At 65.6% G+C, this 18,903-nt stretch carries 19 protein-coding genes and 3 pseudogenes; 7 read left to right on the top strand and 15 right to left on the bottom strand.

All coding sequences use genetic code 11. From position 1 onward, the window contains the following. The first annotated feature begins 108 nt into the window (after positions 1-108). On the top strand, positions 109-1,365 hold the full coding sequence (locus AC5V87_RS31190; RefSeq protein ID WP_495368775.1) for a hypothetical protein: 1,257 nt from the start codon (positions 109-111) through the stop codon (positions 1,363-1,365). A 2-nt stretch (positions 1,366-1,367) separates the two neighbouring features. On the opposite strand, the gene AC5V87_RS31185 is transcribed toward AC5V87_RS31190, so the two are convergent. Then, positions 1,368-2,177 carry a L,D-transpeptidase gene (locus tag AC5V87_RS31185; RefSeq protein ID WP_495368774.1) on the bottom strand — a complete coding sequence of 270 codons (810 nt, stop codon included), beginning with the start codon at positions 2,175-2,177 and terminating at the stop codon, positions 1,368-1,370. Positions 2,178-2,455: 278 nt separating this feature from the next. On the opposite strand from AC5V87_RS31185, the gene AC5V87_RS31180 reads away from it, so the two are divergent. After that, a complete protein-coding gene (locus AC5V87_RS31180) occupies positions 2,456-2,620 on the top strand; it encodes a hypothetical protein (RefSeq protein WP_456836632.1) in 165 nt (54 codons plus the stop codon). On the opposite strand, the gene AC5V87_RS31175 is transcribed toward AC5V87_RS31180, so the two are convergent. Then, positions 2,602-3,363, bottom strand: coding sequence for an ABC transporter permease (locus tag AC5V87_RS31175; RefSeq protein WP_456836633.1), 762 nt, complete (start codon positions 3,361-3,363; stop codon positions 2,602-2,604). The genes AC5V87_RS31180 and AC5V87_RS31175 overlap by 19 nt on opposite strands. Next, positions 3,360-4,283: an ABC transporter ATP-binding protein gene (locus tag AC5V87_RS31170; RefSeq protein WP_495368773.1), complete on the bottom strand. Its 924-nt coding sequence runs from the start codon at positions 4,281-4,283 to the stop codon at positions 3,360-3,362. The genes AC5V87_RS31175 and AC5V87_RS31170 overlap by 4 nt, the downstream gene beginning before the upstream one ends. 285 nt (positions 4,284-4,568) lie before the next feature. Between AC5V87_RS31170 and AC5V87_RS31165 the strand changes: the two genes are divergently transcribed. Further along, positions 4,569-5,288, top strand: a complete 720-nt coding sequence (locus AC5V87_RS31165; RefSeq protein WP_456836635.1) for a hypothetical protein — start codon at positions 4,569-4,571, stop codon at positions 5,286-5,288. A 69-nt stretch (positions 5,289-5,357) separates the two neighbouring features. Here the strand turns inward: AC5V87_RS31165 and AC5V87_RS31160 are convergent. Then, positions 5,358-5,474: pseudogene (locus AC5V87_RS31160) on the bottom strand (alpha/beta hydrolase); the annotation flags it as partial. On the opposite strand from AC5V87_RS31160, the pseudogene AC5V87_RS31155 reads away from it, so the two are divergent. After that, positions 5,449-5,694, top strand: a pseudogene (locus AC5V87_RS31155) (CGNR zinc finger domain-containing protein); the annotation flags it as partial. The pseudogenes AC5V87_RS31160 and AC5V87_RS31155 sit on opposite strands and share 26 nt — an antisense overlap. A 151-nt stretch (positions 5,695-5,845) precedes the next feature. After that, entirely contained in the window at positions 5,846-6,793 is a 948-nt protein-coding gene (locus AC5V87_RS31150) for a LysM peptidoglycan-binding domain-containing protein (RefSeq protein ID WP_495368772.1), read from the top strand. A gap of 50 nt (positions 6,794-6,843) precedes the next feature. Here AC5V87_RS31150 and AC5V87_RS31145 read toward each other — a convergent pair whose 3' ends face one another. Both AC5V87_RS31145 and AC5V87_RS31140 read right to left on the bottom strand, forming a co-directional pair. After that, on the bottom strand, positions 6,844-7,917 hold the full coding sequence (locus AC5V87_RS31145; protein ID WP_495368771.1) for a tartrate dehydrogenase: 1,074 nt from the start codon (positions 7,915-7,917) through the stop codon (positions 6,844-6,846). Between the two features lie 118 nt (positions 7,918-8,035). Beyond that, positions 8,036-8,457: pseudogene (locus tag AC5V87_RS31140) on the bottom strand (MFS transporter); the annotation flags it as partial. Positions 8,458-8,678: 221 nt separating this feature from the next. Between AC5V87_RS31140 and AC5V87_RS31135 the strand changes: the two are divergent. Both AC5V87_RS31135 and AC5V87_RS31130 read left to right on the top strand, forming a co-directional pair. Continuing rightward, a complete protein-coding gene (locus tag AC5V87_RS31135) occupies positions 8,679-9,596 on the top strand; it encodes a LysR family transcriptional regulator (RefSeq protein ID WP_495368770.1) in 918 nt (305 codons plus the stop codon). Positions 9,597-9,635: 39 nt separating this feature from the next. Beyond that, complete coding sequence (locus AC5V87_RS31130; protein ID WP_495368769.1) at positions 9,636-10,460, top strand: aspartate dehydrogenase; 825 nt, start codon at positions 9,636-9,638, stop codon at positions 10,458-10,460. Between the two features lie 3 nt (positions 10,461-10,463). Here the strand turns inward: AC5V87_RS31130 and AC5V87_RS31125 are convergent, their stop codons facing one another. The 9 genes from AC5V87_RS31125 to AC5V87_RS31085 all read right to left on the bottom strand — a co-directional run bounded on the left by AC5V87_RS31125 (position 10,464) and on the right by AC5V87_RS31085 (position 18,840). Then, entirely contained in the window at positions 10,464-11,768 is a 1,305-nt protein-coding gene (locus tag AC5V87_RS31125; RefSeq protein ID WP_456836640.1) for a PQQ-dependent sugar dehydrogenase, read from the bottom strand. Positions 11,769-11,886: 118 nt separating this feature from the next. Then, complete coding sequence (locus AC5V87_RS31120) at positions 11,887-12,096, bottom strand: hypothetical protein (protein WP_456836641.1); 210 nt, start codon at positions 12,094-12,096, stop codon at positions 11,887-11,889. 278 nt (positions 12,097-12,374) lie between these two features. Then, positions 12,375-13,001 carry a methyltransferase family protein gene (locus AC5V87_RS31115; RefSeq protein WP_456836642.1) on the bottom strand — a complete coding sequence of 209 codons (627 nt, stop codon included), beginning with the start codon at positions 12,999-13,001 and terminating at the stop codon, positions 12,375-12,377. A gap of 27 nt (positions 13,002-13,028) precedes the next feature. Next, positions 13,029-14,060, bottom strand: a complete 1,032-nt coding sequence (locus tag AC5V87_RS31110) for an NAD-dependent epimerase/dehydratase family protein (RefSeq protein WP_495368768.1) — start codon at positions 14,058-14,060, stop codon at positions 13,029-13,031. A 29-nt stretch (positions 14,061-14,089) separates the two neighbouring features. Next, positions 14,090-14,626 (bottom strand): Mpo1 family 2-hydroxy fatty acid dioxygenase, encoded by a 537-nt coding sequence (locus AC5V87_RS31105; protein WP_495371979.1) that lies wholly within the window; start codon positions 14,624-14,626, stop codon positions 14,090-14,092. 152 nt (positions 14,627-14,778) lie between these two features. Then, positions 14,779-15,453, bottom strand: a complete 675-nt coding sequence (locus AC5V87_RS31100; RefSeq protein WP_456836644.1) for an OmpA family protein — start codon at positions 15,451-15,453, stop codon at positions 14,779-14,781. Continuing rightward, entirely contained in the window at positions 15,453-15,869 is a 417-nt protein-coding gene (locus AC5V87_RS31095) for a hypothetical protein (protein ID WP_456836645.1), read from the bottom strand. Before AC5V87_RS31095 ends, AC5V87_RS31100 begins: the two co-directional genes overlap by 1 nt. Positions 15,870-15,957: 88 nt before the next feature. Beyond that, a complete protein-coding gene (locus AC5V87_RS31090) occupies positions 15,958-16,248 on the bottom strand; it encodes a type II toxin-antitoxin system HicB family antitoxin (protein ID WP_495368767.1) in 291 nt (96 codons plus the stop codon). A gap of 6 nt (positions 16,249-16,254) precedes the next feature. Next, on the bottom strand, positions 16,255-18,840 hold the full coding sequence (locus tag AC5V87_RS31085) for an ATP-dependent helicase (RefSeq protein ID WP_495368766.1): 2,586 nt from the start codon (positions 18,838-18,840) through the stop codon (positions 16,255-16,257). Between the last annotated feature and the right edge of the window lie 63 nt (positions 18,841-18,903).

The following is an 18,903-nucleotide window of genomic DNA, read 5'->3' as shown; positions in this document are numbered from 1 at the left end:
CGCGATTTCCCACGATCGAGCCGTTCATGCCCGCCGGCGAAGGCTGTTGACGGCGGTGGCGGAAGGCCGAGACGGGCCGCGGGCGGGATCGGATTCGGGACGACTTAGATGCAGCGCATCTTCATCGCGATGGCGGCGGCTTTCATGGTTGGACAGGCGGCGGCAAAGGATGTGCTTTCGGGTGCTGTTCTCTATGCCGATGTCGATCGCTACGCCTCCTTCGGCCTGCACCGCTTCGGCTCGCCCGGCGACCGCGCCACCGCGGACTGGATCGCCGGCGAGATGAGGCAGGCGGGGTTCGACGTCAGCTTCCAGCCCGTCGTGCTCGGGCGGCAATACGTTGTCGAGCAGGCCAGCGTCGATGCCGGCGGCGCGCGCGTGGAGGCGACACCGTTCTGGTGGCCGCCGGAAGACAAAGCGAGCTTCCATCTCACAGCGCCGCTCGCGCGCGATGGTGATGTCGTCGGAAAGATCCTCTTGCTCGACCTGCCGTTCGATCGCGGCGCCTATCTTGGCCCCGCCCACCGCGCGGCGATCAGCGAGGCGGTGGCGAGGAAGCCTGCAGCGATCCTCCTGACGATCGGCAATCCCGCGGACGACCGCTTCGCCTACAACGTCACGCAGGAGGACGCGCCATGGCCGGTGCCGGTGATCGTGGTCGGCGCCAAATCGCGCGCGACGTTCGAGCGCGCGCTGGTGTCAGGCGCGCCTGTCAGCCTTGACGTCAAGGGCCATTACGAGCGCGATGTCGCAGGCCGCAACGTCATCGCCTCGATCGGCACCGGCCCGACCATGGTCGTCTCCACGCCGATGACCGGCTGGTACAGCTGCGTGTGCGAGCGCGGCCCCGGCATCGCCAATTTCCTCGCGCTCGCGCGCACTGTCGCTGCGGAAAAATGGCCGGCGCATTTCGTTTTCATCGTCACCGCGGGCCATGAGATCGGCCATGGCGGCATGGAGCTGTTCCTGAAGCACGGCGCACCGGCGCCGAAGGACACGCTGGCATGGATTCACTTCGGCTCGTCGAACGCCTGCTATGCCTTTGCGGAAGGAGCCCGCACCGACCGGCCTGAGGAAGAACGCTATCTCGTGCTGAGCAAATCGGCCGTCGCGCTCGCCGACGAGGCCTTCGTCAGGGTCGATGCCAAACGTCTGGTGACGGAGAAGCAGGCGATCGGCGAGCTGCGCGACGTGCATGCGGCGGGCTATGCCAACTTCCTCGGCATGGCCGGCCGCCATCGGACGTTCCACACGCCCTCGGACGATCTCGCTGCGACCGGCCCCGACATCCTCGAGCCGGTCGCCCGCGCCTTCGTCGACGCGGCGCGAAAGATCGTCGAACGCGGCGAGGGCGCGTTCAGATAACCTCAATTCTGATAGTAATAGCCGCGCGGCTGATAATATTGCCGCGGCTGCGGCTGATAGTAGCCCTGCTGGCCATAGCCCTGATTGTAGTACGGCTGCGGCTGCTGCTGATAGACCTGCGCATCATAGAGCGGGCGGCCGGCCGAGCGCGGTGCCGGATAGCGCGCGCCGGTGTCGCTGCCATCGGCAGGATAAATGTAGTTGTCGTCCTGCGGCATGTAGCGGCGGGCGGGCTGCGCCGGCGGCGCCAGGTTCACGGGATCGCCAGTGGTGGCGTACTGTTCTTCAGCAGGCTGCTGCGGGGCGCGCGCCACTGCGGTGTTGGCGCGGCCGCGCGGATTGCGCGCCAGCGCCACCTGCGCCGAGCCGGTCAATGTCACCGTGGTGTTGAGCACACCCTGCTGCTGCACCAGCGCGTAGAGCGTCGAGGCGTTCTGCCGCGACAGCCGAACGCAGCCATGCGACGCGGGCGAGCCGAGACGGCCGACCGAGTCGGTGCCGTGAATGGCGTGTCCGACCTTGGTGAAGAAGATCGAATGCGGCATCGGCGCGTCGTCGAATTCCTTGGAGAAGTGATCCTCTTCCATGCGGAAGGCGCGGAAGGCGCCGTTCGGCGTCTCGCGCGAGGGGATGCCGGTTGACACCGGCCAGTGATAGCGGGTCACGCCGTCGACGACGACGGTCATCTGCTGATTGTCCTTGTCGATGGTAATGTCGACTTTGGCCTGCGCGGTACCCGCGCTCAAAAGCATCAGGGAAGTGAACGCGATTAAATATGAACGCATCTGACGTCTGGCCTCCGGCCTGTTCATGCAACGCGCCGCGGCTCTCCGTCCCCCGGCGTGCAATATGCCTGCAATCCGGCTTTCGTTCCAGCGGCCTAGCCGCCCATCGTTAACGTGACGCGTGATGTAAGCAAGGCCGCTTTGTGCCGCGTGGCGAGCGGCGATGCTGACATTTTCGCGAGCGGACGCGCATTCACAACGCCGACAATTTGTCACAAAGGCGCAACCATCTGGCCGGTTCGAACATTGACTGTGGCCCGCCTCGACAGGCGGCGTCCGCCGCCAAATACCCTTTGGAATCGAAGATGAACAAAGCCCGTATCGCCGCCGCAGACCTGCCGGCCGGTCTGCCCGCCCGCCTGCTGTTCGCAGCCGCGGCCATGCTGCTTGCTCTGTTGGCGCTGCCGCACGCCGGCCACGGGCTCGCCCTTCGGGCGGCCGGAATGACAGCTCAATTCTTCAGCCGGTAGCCGGTGCGGAAAATCCACCAGATGACGGCGAGGCAGATCGCCAGGAATGCCAGCGTCATGCCGATGCTGACGGAGACGCTGACGTCGGCAATCTCGTAAAAGCTCCAGCGGAAGCCCGAGATCAGATAGACGACCGGATTGAGCAGCGCGACCGTGCGCCAGCCCGCCGGCAGCATGTCGATTGAATAGAAGCTGCCGCCGAGGAAGGTCAGCGGCGTCACCACCAGCATCGGGATCATCTGCAGCTTCTCGAAGCCATCGGCCCAGATGCCGATGATGAAGCCGAACAGGCTGAACGTCACCGCCGTCAGCACCAGGAAAGCCAGCATCCAGATCGGATGATGGATGTGCAGCGGCACGAACAGACCCGCTGTCGCCAGGATGATCAGGCCGAGGATGATCGACTTGGTCGCGGCGGCGCCGACATAGCCGAGCACGATCTCGAAGTAGGAGATCGGCGCCGACAGGATCTCGTAGATCGTGCCGGTGAATTTCGGGAAATAGATGCCGAACGAGGCGTTGGCGATGCTCTGCGTCAGCACCGAGAGCATGATCAGGCCCGGCACGATGAAGGTGCCGTAGCTGACGCCTTCGACTTGGCTGATGCGCGAGCCGATCGCGGCGCCGAACACCACGAAATAGAGCGATGTCGACACCACCGGCGAGACGATGCTTTGCAGCAGCGTTCGCCAGGTGCGCGCCATTTCGAACAGATAGATGGCGCGGATCGCGCGGTGATTCATGACGTCCTCACGAGGTCGACGAAGATGTCCTCGAGCGACGATTGCGTCGTGTCGAGATCGTTGAAGCGGATGCCGGCGGTGCGGAGGTCGCTGAGCAGGCTGGTGATGCCGGTGCGCTCGCCCTTGGTGTCGTAGTCGTAGACCAGGGTCGCGCCGCTGTCGCAAAGGTCGAGCTCGTAATGCGCGAGGCTCTCCGGCAGCGAGGCGATCTTGCCCTGCAGATGCAGCGTCAGCCGCTTCTTGCCGAGCTTCTGCATCAAGGTCGTCTTGTCCTCGACCAGCACGATCTCGCCCTTGTTGATGACGCCGATACGGTCGGCCATCTCCTCGGCTTCCTCGATGTAGTGCGTGGTGAGGATGATGGTGACGCCGGACTGCTGGAGGGTGCGCACCACCTCCCACATGCCTTTGCGCAGCTCGACGTCGACGCCGGCGGTAGGCTCGTCCAGGAACAGCACCTGCGGCTCATGCGACAGCGCTTTCGCGATCATCACGCGGCGCTTCATGCCGCCGGAGAGCGTGATGATCTTGTTGTCCTTCTTGTCCCACAGCGAGAGATCCTTCAGCACCTTCTCGATATGCGCAGGATTCTTCGGCTTGCCGAACAGGCCACGGGAGAAGCTCACCGTCGCCCACACGGTTTCGAAGGCGTCGGTGTGCAGTTCCTGCGGCACCAGCCCGATCAGCGAGCGGGCCTTGCGGTAGGAGGTCTGGATGTCCTCGCCGCCGACCAGAACCTTGCCTTCACTGGGATTGGCGATGCCGCAGATGATTGAGATCAGCGTGGTCTTGCCGGCGCCGTTCGGCCCGAGCAGCGCAAAGATCTCGCCGCGCTTGATGTCGAGATTGACGTTCTTGAGCGCCTTGAAGCCGGACCCATAGGTCTTCGACAGATTGGCGACGGAAATGATGGAGGACATGATGGCCGCAAAGCTGGGGGCAAAGGCTGGGGAAGGAAGGCTGGACCCACTGGGAGGCGGGTCAGCGGTGCCCTGAGATAGGAAGGCCCTTGCCCGGTCGCAATTGCCCGGAGAAAAATGGCCTCAAAACGGGCCGTCGAGTGGCAGGTTCCGGGCGAGTGTTGCGCGATGGTCACGGCTTGCGGCGAAGATTGCCGTTCACGCGCCTCTTTGTTGCGTCTGCGAGCGGGCCGTGGCTACGATTCCGGACAATCGCAAAGCGTATCGTCCCCAGGGAAAACATCGATGAGACCGAACGGCCGTCACACCGCCGGCGCCAGCCAGTCGTCCGCCCTCCGCGCGTGGGCGCTGGCCCTGCTTCTGCTGTCAGCTGTTGCCATGAGCCCGACCACCGCCCGGGCGGCGCCGAGCCAGGCCGCGGCCGCGACGACCCATGTCTACCTGCTCCGCGGCGTGCTCAACATCTTCTCGCTCGGTCTCGACACGATCGGCGCCCGGCTCCAGGCGCAGGGCATCCCGGTGACCGTCGCCAACTTCGTCTCCTGGTCCTCACTCGCCGATGAAGCCGCGACCGCCTACAAGGCCGGCCGCCTCAAGACCATCATCCTGGTCGGCCATTCCTCCGGCGCGACCGCGCTGCCGGACATGATCGCCAAGCTCAACCGGCTCGGCGTGCCCGTGAAGCTCGCGATCGGCCTCGACTCCGTGTTCAAGACCCAGCTCTCGACCGGCGCCGAGCGCTACATCAACATCTATATCGGCGATGGTCCCGGCGAGCCGGTGCGGGCCGCCGCAGGCCTGCGCGGCAGGCTCGACAATGTCGACGTCCGCGGCACCGGCGTCGGCCACATCTCGATCGACAAGAACGAGGCGATCCAGCGCCGCGTCATCGCCGAGATCGACGCCGCGATCATGCGCTCGCGCGCACCGGCGGCTCCCGTTGCCGAACCCGGCGCGCCGCGACCCGCGCGCTCGGCGGCGGCAACGGCTCCGGCGAGGAACTGACGTCTCTTCTCCCGTGATGTTCGGCGGCCGCGGCGTTGCTACGCCGCGGCCGCTTCGCATCGGCTTCCGTTACGCCAGAAACACGCGGATCGCGTCCGCGATCTCGCGCGTATGCGTCTCCAGCGCGAAATGGCCGGTATCGAAGAACTGCACCACCGCATTGGGATTGTCGCGCTTAAGGCGCTGGCGAACACCGGAGTCCCTGCTGCAGCCCATCGGCGAGGCGATGGCGAAGTTCGTCTGCGACGAAGACTTCTCCGATGTGAAGGCGTGCGAGGGCGACAATTGCACGATGCTGTTCGTCGATCACACCCGCAGGCGCGCACGGCGATGGTGCACGATGGCGATCTGCGGCAACCGCGCCAAGCAGGCCGCGCATCGCAGCCGGGTCAGGAGCCGGCAGTGACGAGCTCTGCTCGTCCAGCCGATCACGGACCTTTGATCCCGGGTGCCGGTACGCCGCGGCCCTGTTCCCGCGCCCCAAAAACCGCCAAATCGGTTGTCAATGAGACGGTTTGGAGGAGGTCCGTACCTCCCGTGGCGGGACTGCTGAACTGATGATCGACTTGAGGCGAGTTGTCGTGCTGGCAGCGTTTGCGCTGCTCGCCTTGAATCCCGTCGTGGCTGCGGCGTCACCGGCGAAGTCGAAGCCGGCGGCGGTCCCGGCCGTGCCCGCCGCGCCGCCTGCCGCGCCCTTCGAGCCGCTGCCGCCGCCAAAGATCTATCTGTTTCGCGGCGCCATGGGCCCGATCTTCTCGACCGGTATGGACCGGCTCAGTGAGAAGCTGACCAAGGCCGGCTTCTCGGCCGACGTCTACGAGTTCACCATCTGCCGGCTGATCGGTAACCGCGCCATCGCCAGTTACAAGGAGAGCCCGGCGCCGATCGTGCTGATCGGCCATTCCATGGGCGGGCTGTGCTCGATCGTGATCTCCGAGATGGCGGCCAAGGAGAACGTCCCGATCAGCCTTGTCATCGCCATCGATCCCGCCCACGCGACCGGCGACGTGCCGCTCAATGTCGAGCGCTTCATCAACATCTTTCTCTCCGACAGCGTGCTCGGCGGCGGCGACGTCGTGGCGGTGCCCGGCTATCGCGGTCATTATGCGAGTTACGACCTCAAGGAAAACGCCCGCGTCTCGCACATCAACATCGAGAAGTCCGACGACATCCATCGCCAGATCGTCGAGATGGTGACGCAGCTGCCGCGCATTCCGCCGCAGACCCAGGCCAACGCGGTGCCGCTGCGCTATCTCGTGCCGGGCGATACGCTGGTGGAGTTATGGGACAGCGGCGTACGTGTGCCGGTGCGCCGCGGCGACACCCTGGAGAGCATCGCCGCAGCCAACCGCGTGCCGCTGTGGACGCTCGCGCAGAGCAACTCGCTGGCAGAGAACACGCAGCTCACGCCCGGCCAGACCATCATCGTCCCGCGCCATCTGACGCCGCCCGAGCCTGCCGCCGCGATGGCAGCGCCGCCGCCGCCGCCGTCGGGGCGGAAGTAGTTTTGGTTTACCTCGCCCCGGCTTGCGGGGAGAGGGAAAGGCATCGCGCTCTAAAGATTCGACCCGTGGATCGCGTCGATCACCGCGTCAGTCACTTCCTTCGTCGTCGCCTTGCCGCCGACGTCTGGCGTCAACACGCCGGCCGCGCAGACGCGTTCAACCGCTTTCATCAAGCGCGCAGCCGCGTCCTTCTCGCCGAGATGCTCGAGCATCTGTGCGCCGGTCCAGAACGTCGCGACCGGGTTGGCAATGCCTTTGCCGGTGATGTCGAAGGCCGAGCCGTGGATCGGCTCGAACATCGAGGCATAGCGGCGCTGCGGATCGATGTTGCCGGTCGGTGCCACGCCGAGGCTGCCCGCGAGCGCGCCGGCAAGGTCGGAGAGGATGTCGGCGTGCAGATTGGTTGCGACGATGGTGTCGAGGCTCTTCGGATGCAGCGTCATGCGCACCGTCATGGCGTCGACCAGCATCTTGTCCCAGGTCACGTCGGGGCATTCGGTTGCGACCTCGGCGGCGATCTCGTCCCACATTACCATGCCGTGGCGCTGCGCGTTCGACTTGGTCACCACGGTCAGGAGCTTGCGTGGCCGCGACTGCGCGAGCTGAAACGCATAGCGCATGATGCGCGTGACGCCGACGCGGGTGAACACCGCCACTTCCGTGCCGACCTCTTCCGGGAGACCCTTGTGCGCGCGGCCTCCCATGCCGGCATACTCGCCTTCCGAGTTCTCGCGCACGATCACCCAGTCGAGATCGCCGACGCCGACATTGCTCAGCGGCGAGGCGACGCCGGGCAGGATCTTAGTCGGCCGCACATTGGCGTATTGGTCAAAACCCTGGCAGATCGGCAGGCGCAGGCCCCACAGCGTGATGTGGTCGGGCACGTCAGGCGCGCCGACCGCGCCGAAATAGATCGCGTCGAACTTCTTCAGCTCGGTGAGGCCGTCGGCCGGCATCATCACGCCGTGCTTCTTGTAATAGTCCGAGCCCCAGTCGAACGCCTTGACGTGGAAGGCGAGGTCGCCGCTGCGCTTTGCCAGCGCCTCCAGCACACGGACGCCGGCTGAGATGACCTCGGGACCGATGCCGTCGGCGGGAATGGCTGCGATCGAATGGGTGCGCATGGGAAAGCTCCGGTTTGGGATGTCAGTGGGATTGCGGGACGGGTTCGGCGGGCGCGGTTTTCGCGCGCGACAGTTGCGATGCCGGCCGCGGTCGCGGGACCGGACAGGAACAGGGTCGGACAGCGGCACGCTGGCGCGCCGGGAACCAGTAGGAGAGATAGAGGATGATACCGGGGAAGAAGCCGGCCTCGGCAACGCCGAGCAGGAAGCGCAGGATGTAGAAGCTGGCTGCCCCCTGCACGAACGCCATCGCGGCGGAGACGAGGCCCCAGGTGATCATCACCCGCGCGATCCAGATCCGCGCGCCGATCTTGTGCAGGATGATGTTGGAGGGCACCTCGAACAGGAAATAGCCCCAGAAGAAGATGCCGGCGCCGAAACATAGACCGCCGGCGACAGGCCGATGTCCTTGTTCATCGTCAGCGAGGCGAAGCCGACATTGACGCGGTCGATGAACCCCACGAAGTACAGCAGCATGATGAAGGGAACGATGCGCCAGGTGACCTTGCGCAGCACGCGCGTCTGAATCTCGCTCGCCACCCTGGCCTCCTCAGGTTCCGGTTCTTCGTTATGCGGTGGAGCCTAAGCGGCGGCAGGAGAGGGGCTCAATTGGCGCTGGTTTATACAAAAAAATGATATAATCATCGCACGGCAGCCGCCGTGTGAGGTGAGCGTTGGACGCACTGAAGCTTCCATAACCTCATGGCGGCTATGACGTCCTCATACAATGTGATTGCCTAGGCGAGACGCAAGGACCTTGAATGGAATTGCATCAGCTTCGATGCTTCGTTGCGGCGGCCGAGCAATTGCATTTCGGCCGCGCAGCGCAGCAGCTTCAGATGCTGCCCTCGGCGCTCGGCCGGCAGATCAGGCTGTTGGAGGAAGACCTCGGCACGCGGCTGTTCGCGCGGACCACGCGCGCGGTGTCGCTCACCGAGGACGGCACGACGCTGCTGCGCGATGCCCGCGCCATCCTCGCCAAGGTCGAGGCGGTCGAAAGCAATTTGCGCAACCGCTCGCGTGCAGGCACTGCCCGGCGGCTCCGCGTCGGCGCCATCGACAGTGCGGCAGCCGGGCTCCTGCCGCCGCTCTTGCGCGATTTCCGCGCTAGGCATCCGGAGATTGCGGTGCAGCTGCTCGAGGACAAGACCGTCCGGCTGTTGCCGAAGATTTTGACCGGCACGCTCGATCTCGCCTTCGTTCGTCCGCCCGGCCGTGCCGACAAGCGGCTCGAATTCCGCGATCTGCTCCAGGAAACGGCCATCGTGGCGTTCCCGCAGCGGCATGCGCTGGCCGCGAAGAAGTCGATCACATTGGCCGACATCGCCGACGAGGCGATGCTGGTGCCGGACCGCCGCTCGCGGCCGCATAGCCACGACCTCACGATCAAATTGTTCGAGCAGGCTGGCCTCACGCCGCGCATCGTGCAGGTCGCCGACGAGAAGCAGACCATCATCAATCTGGTGGCAACCAAGCTCGGCGTTGCCATCGTACCGCGCTGGACCATGCGGATGGCGGTGTCGGGCGTGCGCTTCGTGCCGCTCCGACCGAGGCAGAGCGGCCCTGTCGGCCGGCTGCCGCTTGCCGCCGCATGGCTGCGCGGATCGCGCGATTCGGCCCGCGATGCCATGCTGGCGGTGCTGCATGCGCGCCTGCGCAGCTATGCACGGGAGGCGTGAGCGGCTATGGACATAAGGGCGGACCAGAAGGTGAATGCGATGACTGAACAGAAAGCGCCGAACGAGTTGCGGGTTGCCATCGCCGGGCTGGGCTCGATCGGCACCAAGATCGCAACGGCACTCGATCAGGGCATCGAGGGATTGGCGCTGTCTGCGGTGGCCGTGCGCGATCCCGCCAAGCACCTGGCCTTCCTGAGCGGCCTGCGCCGCTCGCCGGAAGTCATGCCAGTCGACCAGCTCGGCGCCGCCGCCGACATCGTGGTCGAATGCGCGCCGAGCAGCCATCTGCGCTCCATCGTCGAGCCCGCGGTGAAGCGCGGCAAGGCTGCGGTCGTGGTCAGCGTCGGTGGCCTGCTCGACAATTTTGATCTGGTCGATCTCGCCCGCGCCAATGGCGGCCGCATCCTCGTGCCGACCGGCGCGCTGATCGGCCTCGATGCCGTCAACGCCGCCGCGGTCGGGACTATCCATTCGGTCAAGATGGTCACGCGCAAGCCGATCGACGGGCTCAGGGGGGCGCCGTTCATCGTCCAGAACAAGATCGACATCGACAATCTGCGCGAGCCGCTGAAACTGTTCGAGGGCAGCGCGCGCGAAGCCGCGAAAGGCTTTCCGGCGAACGTCAATGTGGCCGTTGCGCTGTCGCTGGCGGGCATCGGGCCCGATCGCACCCAGATGCAGGTCTGGGCCGACCCCACAGTAACGCGCAATGTTCATCGCATCGAGGTCGAAGCGGATTCGGCGCGGTTCTCGATGGGCATCGAGAACGTCCCGTCCGAAAATCCCAAGACCGGCATGATCACCGCGCTGTCCGTGATCGCGCTGCTGAAGAAGCAGCGCGCCACGCTCTGTGTGGGGACGTGAGCTTTACGCGCCCGTCACGCGCCAGATCACGTTGCCGACGTCGTCGGCCATCAGCAGCGACTTCTTGTCGGGGCCTATCACGACGCCGACCGGGCGGCCGTAGGATTCCTTCTCGTCCGGGGACAGGAAGCCCGACAGGATGTCGCGTGCCGGGCCGGACGGCTTGCCATTCTCGAACGGGACGAATACCAGCTTGTACCCGGACAGCTTGCTGCGATTCCACGAGCCGTGCTGTCCGATCACCATGCCGTCGGGGAAGCCGGGCAGGGTACCCGCGGGCATCCAGCACAGGCCGAGCGAAGCGGTATGGCCGCCAAGCGCGTAGTCGGGCTGCAGCGCCTTGGCGACCATCGCGGGATCCTGCGGCACGCGGTCGTCCACCGTCTTGCCCCAGTAGCAATAGGGCCAGCCGTAGAAGCCGCCGTCGCGCACCGAGGTGAGATAATCCGGCGGGGTCTCGTCGCCGAGGCCATCGCGCTCGTTGACGACGGTCCAGAGCACGCCCGTGTTCGGCTCCCAGGCGAGACCAACAGGGTTGCGCAGGCCCGCGGCGAAAATGCGGTGTGTGCCGGCAACGAGATCGAGCTCGTAGACTGCAGCGCGGCCTTCCTCGACCTCCATGCCCATCTCGGCGATGTTGCTGAGCGAGCCGACGCCGGCATAGAGCTTCTTGCCGTCGGGGCTCGCCAGCAGGCTGCGCGTCCAGTGGCCGCTCGGCTTGAAGGTGGTGAGGCGCTTGCCCGGCGCGGTGATGCCGTCGGCATTGGCGACGTAGGGAAAGGCCATCACGCCGTCGGTGTTGCCGACATAGAAGGTATCGCCGACCAGCGCCATGCCGAACGGCTGGTTGAGATTCTTCATGAAGGCGCCGCGGACTTCAGCAATGCCGTCGCCGTCCTTGTCGCGCAGCAGCGTGATGCGGTTGGCGGAGACGCCGAGCGCGGCGGCGCGCCGCATCGTCGCTTGCATCGCATAGTGAAACACGGTGCGCGGGGGACCTGCGACCTGCGTCGCTTCCGCGATCAGCACGTCACCGTTGGGCAGCACCTCGATCCAGCGCGGATGGTCGAGGCCGGTTGCGAACGCATTGACCTTGAGTCCGGGCGCTGCAGTCGGCTTCTGCCCTTCGCTCCAGCCGCGCGCGGTCGGCATCTTCAGGGTCGGGATCGCGCCTTGCGGCTTGGCTTCGGGAATCGCGGGCTTCTCTCCCCAGGCCGGCGCGGGCTCGGTGCCCGACAGTTTTCGCCATTGCAGCGCGATGCCGCCGAGGAACGCGACGAACTGCGCGAAGATGCTGGAAAAAGTCATGAGACGCCCCTGTTTGCGCGCGCATCCAACTGGCTGATGAGGCGGACGTCAACCTGTGCGGTGCACCGCCGGGGCCCATTCCCGCGGAATGGCTGCCGACCAAATTTGCATGGAGAGGTCAGCCGCCGATCTGCCGCTCCAGCCGCCGGGCCGCGCGGAAATCGTCGAGATGATGGACGTTGGGCGCCAGCGCGGCTTCTTTGGAGAGCAGATGATAGACCCGCGCGACCGTACGCTGCTTCTGCTTCGGCCGCCCTGGCGGCAACGCCCGCGCCTTGCGGACGGCGGCGATCGCATGCGCGCGGAAATAATCGTAGGCGTCCGACATGGTTTGATGCTCTGCGGGTGGTGCAGGTGTCGAAGGCTAACGGACGAGCGGAGGGGCGGTTCCGTGGCGCGTCGGACTATGCGCTCGCGCCCCGGACGCAAGCGCGGTGCGCCTTCGCTGCGCTGCAGAGCCGGGGCCTATCCCACCGCCACGCAATGCGTGGCTATCTGGGCCCCGGCTCTGCGCAGCAGTCATAGCGCGTCGAAGACGCGCGTGAACGCGCTCTTGGCACGCTGCCGCGCGTCCGGGACACAAGAGTGAGGCGAGCTGCTACGCCGTCACCGCGGCGACAGGAACGGAATGATCATCGGCACGCGGCGGCAATAGGCGCCGTAGGCATCTTCGCCGAGCTCCTTCGACAGGAACACCTCTTCCATCCGGCCCTTCTGCCACATGCCGAGCGAGATCAGGATCGCGCCGAGGATCGCGGTCACCGTGCCGACCGCGATGCCGGTCGCGAGCATGCCGGCGATCAGGCCGGTGTAGATCGGATGGCGGACGATGCCGTAGGGACCGGTGTCGATGACGCGGTGGTCTTCCTTGTGGGTGATGGTGTTCGACCAGAATTTTCCGAGATGCAGCCGTCCCCACCAGGTGAAGGAGATGCCGGCGAGCACGATCAGCGCCACGATGTAGACGCCGAGATTGCTGAACACCCAGAGCGGCTTCTCGTTCAGCACTTCCGCGGTCCACGGCGTGAACAGGATGCCGCCGACCAGGATCGGGATGCGATAGCGGCCCGACTCCAGCGTCATCACCTGCTTCTGGGTGCGGCCCTGCCAGAACGAGGCGCCGACCCAGCTGGCGAGCCAGGCGAGCCAGATCAGGGCGAGCAGTTGCGTCGGCCAGGTCGTGGTCCAGCCACCCCAGGCGATAGAGAGAAGCTTGCTGAAATCAAAGGACATGAAGGTTCTTTGCGTTAGGCGGCGGCTTCAGCCCGCGCGCGAGGACAGCGCGTGATGCTCGATGGCGCCGGAGGGCTGCTGGCCGTTGCGGGCGAGCAGATGGGTGATGGTTTCGCGCAGCACCGGCTCGATCGGGCGCGGCGAATATCCGAGCTCGTTGCGGGCTTTGCCGATCGAGAGATCGCTCGCGGCAAGTGCGATGCGCACGCCCTCGGCGGTGCCGTTCGGCGGCCGGCGCGTGATGTGGTCGGAGATGTATTCGAGCATGATCGCGGAGAGTTCGGCGATCTTGCCGGGCACGACCACCGGAAACTGCCGGCGGCCGCTCATCGCCGACATCATGCGCAGGATGCGGCCGAGCGGCACGCAGTCGCCGCCGAGGATGTAGCGCTGGCCGATGCGGCCGCGCTCCATGGTCAGCACGAGGCCCATGGCGACGTCGCGGACGTCGACGAGATTGACCAGGAAGTTGAGATGCGGCTGCACCTTCTTCTGGAGGAAGTACCAGAGCATCGCGGTCGGCGGCGTCAGATTGTGGTCGGCGGCGCCGATCGGCATGGTCGGCGTGCCGATCACCAGCGGGAAGCCGTCGGCCGCAGCCTTCGCCGCAAAATGCTCCGCGAGCGACTTCGAGCGCGTATAGGCGCCGGGCATCGCATCGGCCGGCTGCAGCGCCTCCTCCGCGGCGACGCCGCCCAGGTCGGAATAGGGGAACAGGATCGATTCCGTCGAGCAGTGCAGGAAACGCGACACGCCGCGCTTCATCGCGGCTGCGAGCACCACCTCGGTGCCGCGGCAATTGACGTCGTGAAAATCCTGCTTGTTGGCGACCCACATGCCGGGCAGGCCCGCGAGGTGATAGACCTGATCGACGCCGGCGACGGCAGCGTCGACCGCGGCGCCGTCAAGCACCGAGCCATGGACATATTCAATGTCGGCATTCGCCGCGGCCGGCGCACGGACATCGAGAACGCGTACCCGCTGCCCACGGGCGCGGAGCGCTTCGACGAGGTGATGTCCGATGAAGCCGCTGCCACCGGTAACCAGTACGAGAGCCATGCAGAAGGTTTACTGTTTCGCTTCTAGAGCTATCGGGTTGAAAGGGAATTGGCCGGAACAGGCGCCAGAATCGCGGCAAGGTCGCGACGGAAGCCCAATGCAATGAACAATTTCGCCATGACAAACATCGGTCCAAGCAGGAAATGCGCGGGGTGGTCAACCATCGACGGCTGCCGTTCCTCGAAAACCCTGTGGCCGACGATCTGCGCCGCGACGCCAAAACCGATCAGCACCACAAAAATCGACCACATCATGACGATCGAGACCTGATTGCCGATCGCGGTTGCGACCGAAAGCAGCACGATCATCGCGGCGAGGATGCCGAGCCCGATCCCGGCGTCCAGCATCGCCCAGTAGACCAGCACCGGCAGTGCCAGGATTACGGCGAGGCTCACCTCGACCCCGAACACGCTGAAATGCACGAGCGTGAGCGGCAGCACTGCGCCCGTGAACAGCAGCAGGATACCGACCACGTGCATCGCGCAGTTCCAGGGATCGCGATGATATTCGACATAGTCCGCCAGTTGGCGTTGAAAATAACTGGCCATCTCGGTCTCGTGCATCATGGGGTTGGGAAGGCGAGAACAGGCTATAGCACCTGACAGGGCGGTGCACAAACCGGCCCTATCGTCGCGCAAAACCGTGTTGTCGCGCTGCGAGACAGGTCACAAAACGGAAGAACTTCAAGGGGTTCCGCCAGGTGCCGAGATGCTCATCCTCAGCGCTTCTTGGCGGGCTTTTTCGCCGCAGGTACAGGCGCCGCAGCCGGATGCGCGGGCGCTTCCTCCGGCACCTTAGCGAAGGTCAGGATCTGCAGCTGGCCGTTGACTGCCGAGGTCGGCTTCGCCCGGTCGAGCAACTGCTCCTCGCCGAGGCCGATCGGATGCAGCCGCTTGGTCGAGATCTTGAACGTGTTCACCAGCACGTCACGGATTGCATCCGCCCGGCGCTGGCTCAGGATCGCGTTGGCCTCGCGCGTCTTGCTGTTGGATTCGACATGGCCGACGATCAGGAAAGTGTAGGGCAGCAACGAGGAATGAACCAGCGCGTCGGCGATGCGGCCGACGGTCTGGTAGGACGCCGGCTGGATGATCGGCGTGTCGGCGTCGAACTGGATCTGCGCATTGAAGGCGGGCAGCTTGGCGAGATCGGGCGCGATCAGCGGCCGATTCACCGGACCCGGATCGTTCTTGATCCTGGCCTTGGCGCGCTCCATCACCTGCTGCTTCAGCGCAGGCAGATCGACCTCTCCCGCCTCTTCGAAATGGTTGAGCTTGGCGACGATCTCGTCCCGGGTCGGCGCCGCCGCCGTCTGCGCGTGGGCCGGGCCCGCGAACAAGGCGAGACCGAGTGCGATGCCGATTCCGGCGGTGGAGAAGCTCAACGCGCGCATCAGCGATACCCCGCGTCGTCGACGGCCTTCAGGCAGTTGTTGCTGATGCCCTTGGGCGTCGAGACTAGGCAGGGGACCGACTTGCTGGTCTCCTTGGTCGAGCCGCCGCAGACTTTGACGATCTCGCGCTGACAGGCGTTGGCCACGGTGACGCGCGCGGCGATACGTTTCTGGATGGCGTCGAAGACGCCGAGATAGTCGCTCGCGCATTGCTGGGAGAGCACGTCGCGGTTGCGCGACAGGCACTCCTTCAGGCGGGTCGAATCCGGGTTGACGCCGCGGCAATTGGCGACGATCTCGGCGCCGCAGCTCGCCGCCAGCTTTCCGATCGCATCGCCAAAGCTCATGGTCTCCGCCGCCGCAAGCGACGGCATCCCCAATGCCAGCAAGATCAGTGTGATGGAGCCCCGGACCATACGTGCATCTGATACGGGGAAGTTCGCCATGGTCAAGGGGCGTTCGGGCGAGAACTGTCGAGAGTTCGGCCAGTGCGGCGAACAGTCCTCACTCCACGGCGTCGTCGCTGGAAGGAAATTCGATCAGGACCACCGTGTGTTTCCTGAGGCCCTCGGCAAACTTCGGATCGGCCTTGAGCTCGTCCAGTGTCCGCGGCGGCGGAAGCTGCTGGCCATCCGCGATCAGCTCCTGCGCGTAGAAGGCGAGCGCCTCGGGCGCATTCTCCAGGGCCTCGTCGACGTCATCGCCGCCGGACATGCAGCCGGGCAGGTCGGGAAACCATAAGCCGACGGCTTCGTCCGGGCCATTGTCTTCGAGGATGGCGACGTAGTGAGGCATGCCGCCTCACGCCCGCTGCACAAAGCTGTCCACGACCTTCTTCTCGCCGGCCTTGTCGAAGGCGATGGTGAGCTTGTTGCCGTCGATTTTGGTGACGTGGCCGTAGCCGAATTTCTGGTGGAAGACGCGGTCTTCGAGCGAGAATTCCGAGGTCGTGCCGGTCGATTTGGCGACCAGCTCGCCCTCGATGGTCAGGGGGCCGCGACGGCGCGAGGAGAAGCTGCCGAAATCGGGGCCGGATGACGCGGCGGACGAAAACGAGGCGGTCTCTTCCTCGAAACCGCCGCTTCGGCCGCCGCCACTGCTGCCGCTGCCGCGGTTGCGGTTGGCCTGGGCGCGCTGCCAGCCCGGCGTCGAATAGCTGGAGCCGAACGCCTCCATGTTGTCGAAGCGCGAGGCGCCGTAGCCGCCGGTGCCGCCCCAGGCCGATCCGCCCTTGGATTCCGTGATCTCGACATTGGCCGCAGGCAGCTCGTCGAGGAAGCGCGAGGGGATCGTGGTCGACCAGGTGCCGTGAATCCGGCGGTTGGTGGCGAAATAGATCATGGCGCGGCGGCGGGCACGGGTGAGGCCGACATGGCCGAGCCGGCGCTCTTCTTCGAGCCCGGCGCGGCCCTGCTCGTCCAGCGTGCGCTGGCTCGGGAACAGGCCTTCCTCCCAGCCGGGCAGGAACACGTTGTCGAATTCGAGACCCTTGGCCGAATGTAGCGTCATCAGCGACACCGCATCGTCCTCGGCGCCGCCCTCGCGGTCCATCACCAGCGAGATGTGCTCCAGGAACCCCTGCAGGTTCTCGAACTCCTCCATTGAGCGCACCAGCTCTTTGAGGTTCTCCAGCCGGCCCGCGGCATCCGCCGAGCGGTCCTTCTGCCACATCTCGGTGTAGCCGCTCTCGTCGAGCACGATCTGCGCCAGCTCGGTGTGCGAGGTGACCTCGCGCTGGGCGCGCCAGCGGTCGAACTGGGCGACGACGTCGCGCAAGCTTCCGCGCGCCTTCGGCTTCAGCTCATCGGTCTCGACCACCGCGCGCGCCGCCTCGAACAGCGGGATGCGGCGCTTGCGGGCGTGGTCGTGCAGCATCTGAATGGTGGCGTCGCCGAGGCCGCGCTTGGGCACGTTGACAATGCGCTCGAAGGCGAGATCGTCGGCCGGCGAGTTGATGACGCGCAGGTAAGCCAGCGCGTCGCGGATTTCCGCGCGCTCGTAGAAGCGGGGGCCGCCGATGACGCGATAGGGCAGGCCGAGCGTGACGAAACGGTCTTCGAATTCGCGCATCTGGTAGGATGCGCGCACCAGGATGGCGATCTCGTTGAGCCTCTCGCCCTGGCGCTGGAGCTGCTCGATCTCCTCGCCGATGCCGCGGGCTTCCTCTTCCGAATCCCACGAGCCGGTCACCGTGACCTTTTCGCCTTCGACATCCTCGGTGCGCAGCGTCTTGCCGAGCCGGCCTTCGTTATGCGCGATCAAATGCGAGGCCGCGGCGAGGATGTGGCCGGTCGAGCGATAGTTGCGCTCGAGGCGGATCACCTTTGCGCCGGGGAAATCGTGCTCGAAGCGCAGGATGTTGTCGACCTCGGCGCCGCGCCAGCCATAGATCGACTGGTCGTCGTCGCCGACGCAGCAGATGTTTTTGACGTGGGGCGTGGTCAAAGGCGCGCTGACCACATGCTCCGTCATTCCGGGGCGATGCGCAGCATCGAACCCGGAATCTCGAGATTCCGGGTTCGCGTCTTCGACGCGCCCCGGAATGACGGCATTTGCAGCAGCAGGATTCGCCGGCGCCTGCGACAAAAGCCGCAGCCACAGATATTGCGCGACGTTCGTGTCCTGATACTCGTCCACCAGGATGAATTTGAAGCGCTGCTGGTACTGCCGCAAGATATCCGGATGCTCGCGGAAGATGCGGATGTTCTCCAGCAGCAGGTCGCCGAAATCGGCGGCGTTCAAGATCTTCAGCCGCTCCTGGTAACTCGCATAAAGTTTGCCGCCCTTGCCGTTGGCGAACATCGCGGCTTCGCCGGAGGGCACCTGCGACGGCATCAGGCCGCGGTTCTTCCAGCCGTCGATCAGGCCGGCCAGCATGCGCGCGGGCCAGCGCTTGTCGTCGATGTTCTCGGCCTGCAGCAGCTGCTTGAGCAGCCGCACCTGGTCGTCGACGTCGAGCACGGTGAAGTTCGACTTGAGCTGCGCCAACTCGGCATGGAAGCGCAGGATGCGGCCGCCGATGGAGTGGAAGGTGCCGAGCCACGGCATGCCCTCGACGGCGTGGCCGAGCATCTGGCCCAGCCGGTGCTTCATCTCGCGCGCGGCCTTGTTGGTGAAGGTCACCGACAGGATCTCGGCGGGGCGGGCGCGGCCCTGGCTCAGGATATGGGCGATGCGCGTCGTCAGCACGCGCGTCTTGCCGGTGCCGGCGCCGGCCAGCACCAGCACCGGGCCATCCAGCGTCTCCACTGCCTCGCGCTGCTCCGGATTGAGGCCCGACAGGTATTTCGGACCCACCGAGGCGCGCGCACGCGCGGCAATGCCGCCGGCTGCGGGCTGGTGGTCGGGTACGCTGGTGATCTTGCTCGGCTCGGTCATGCGAATCATTTGGCCCCACGATGGCACCGCGGGGTGACGGGAGGGAGCCTTCTTAACAGGGATTGCTGCCTA

The organism is Bradyrhizobium sp. SOJA106 (assembly GCF_059448745.1).
This window is presented reverse-complemented; position numbering and strand designations above follow the sequence as displayed.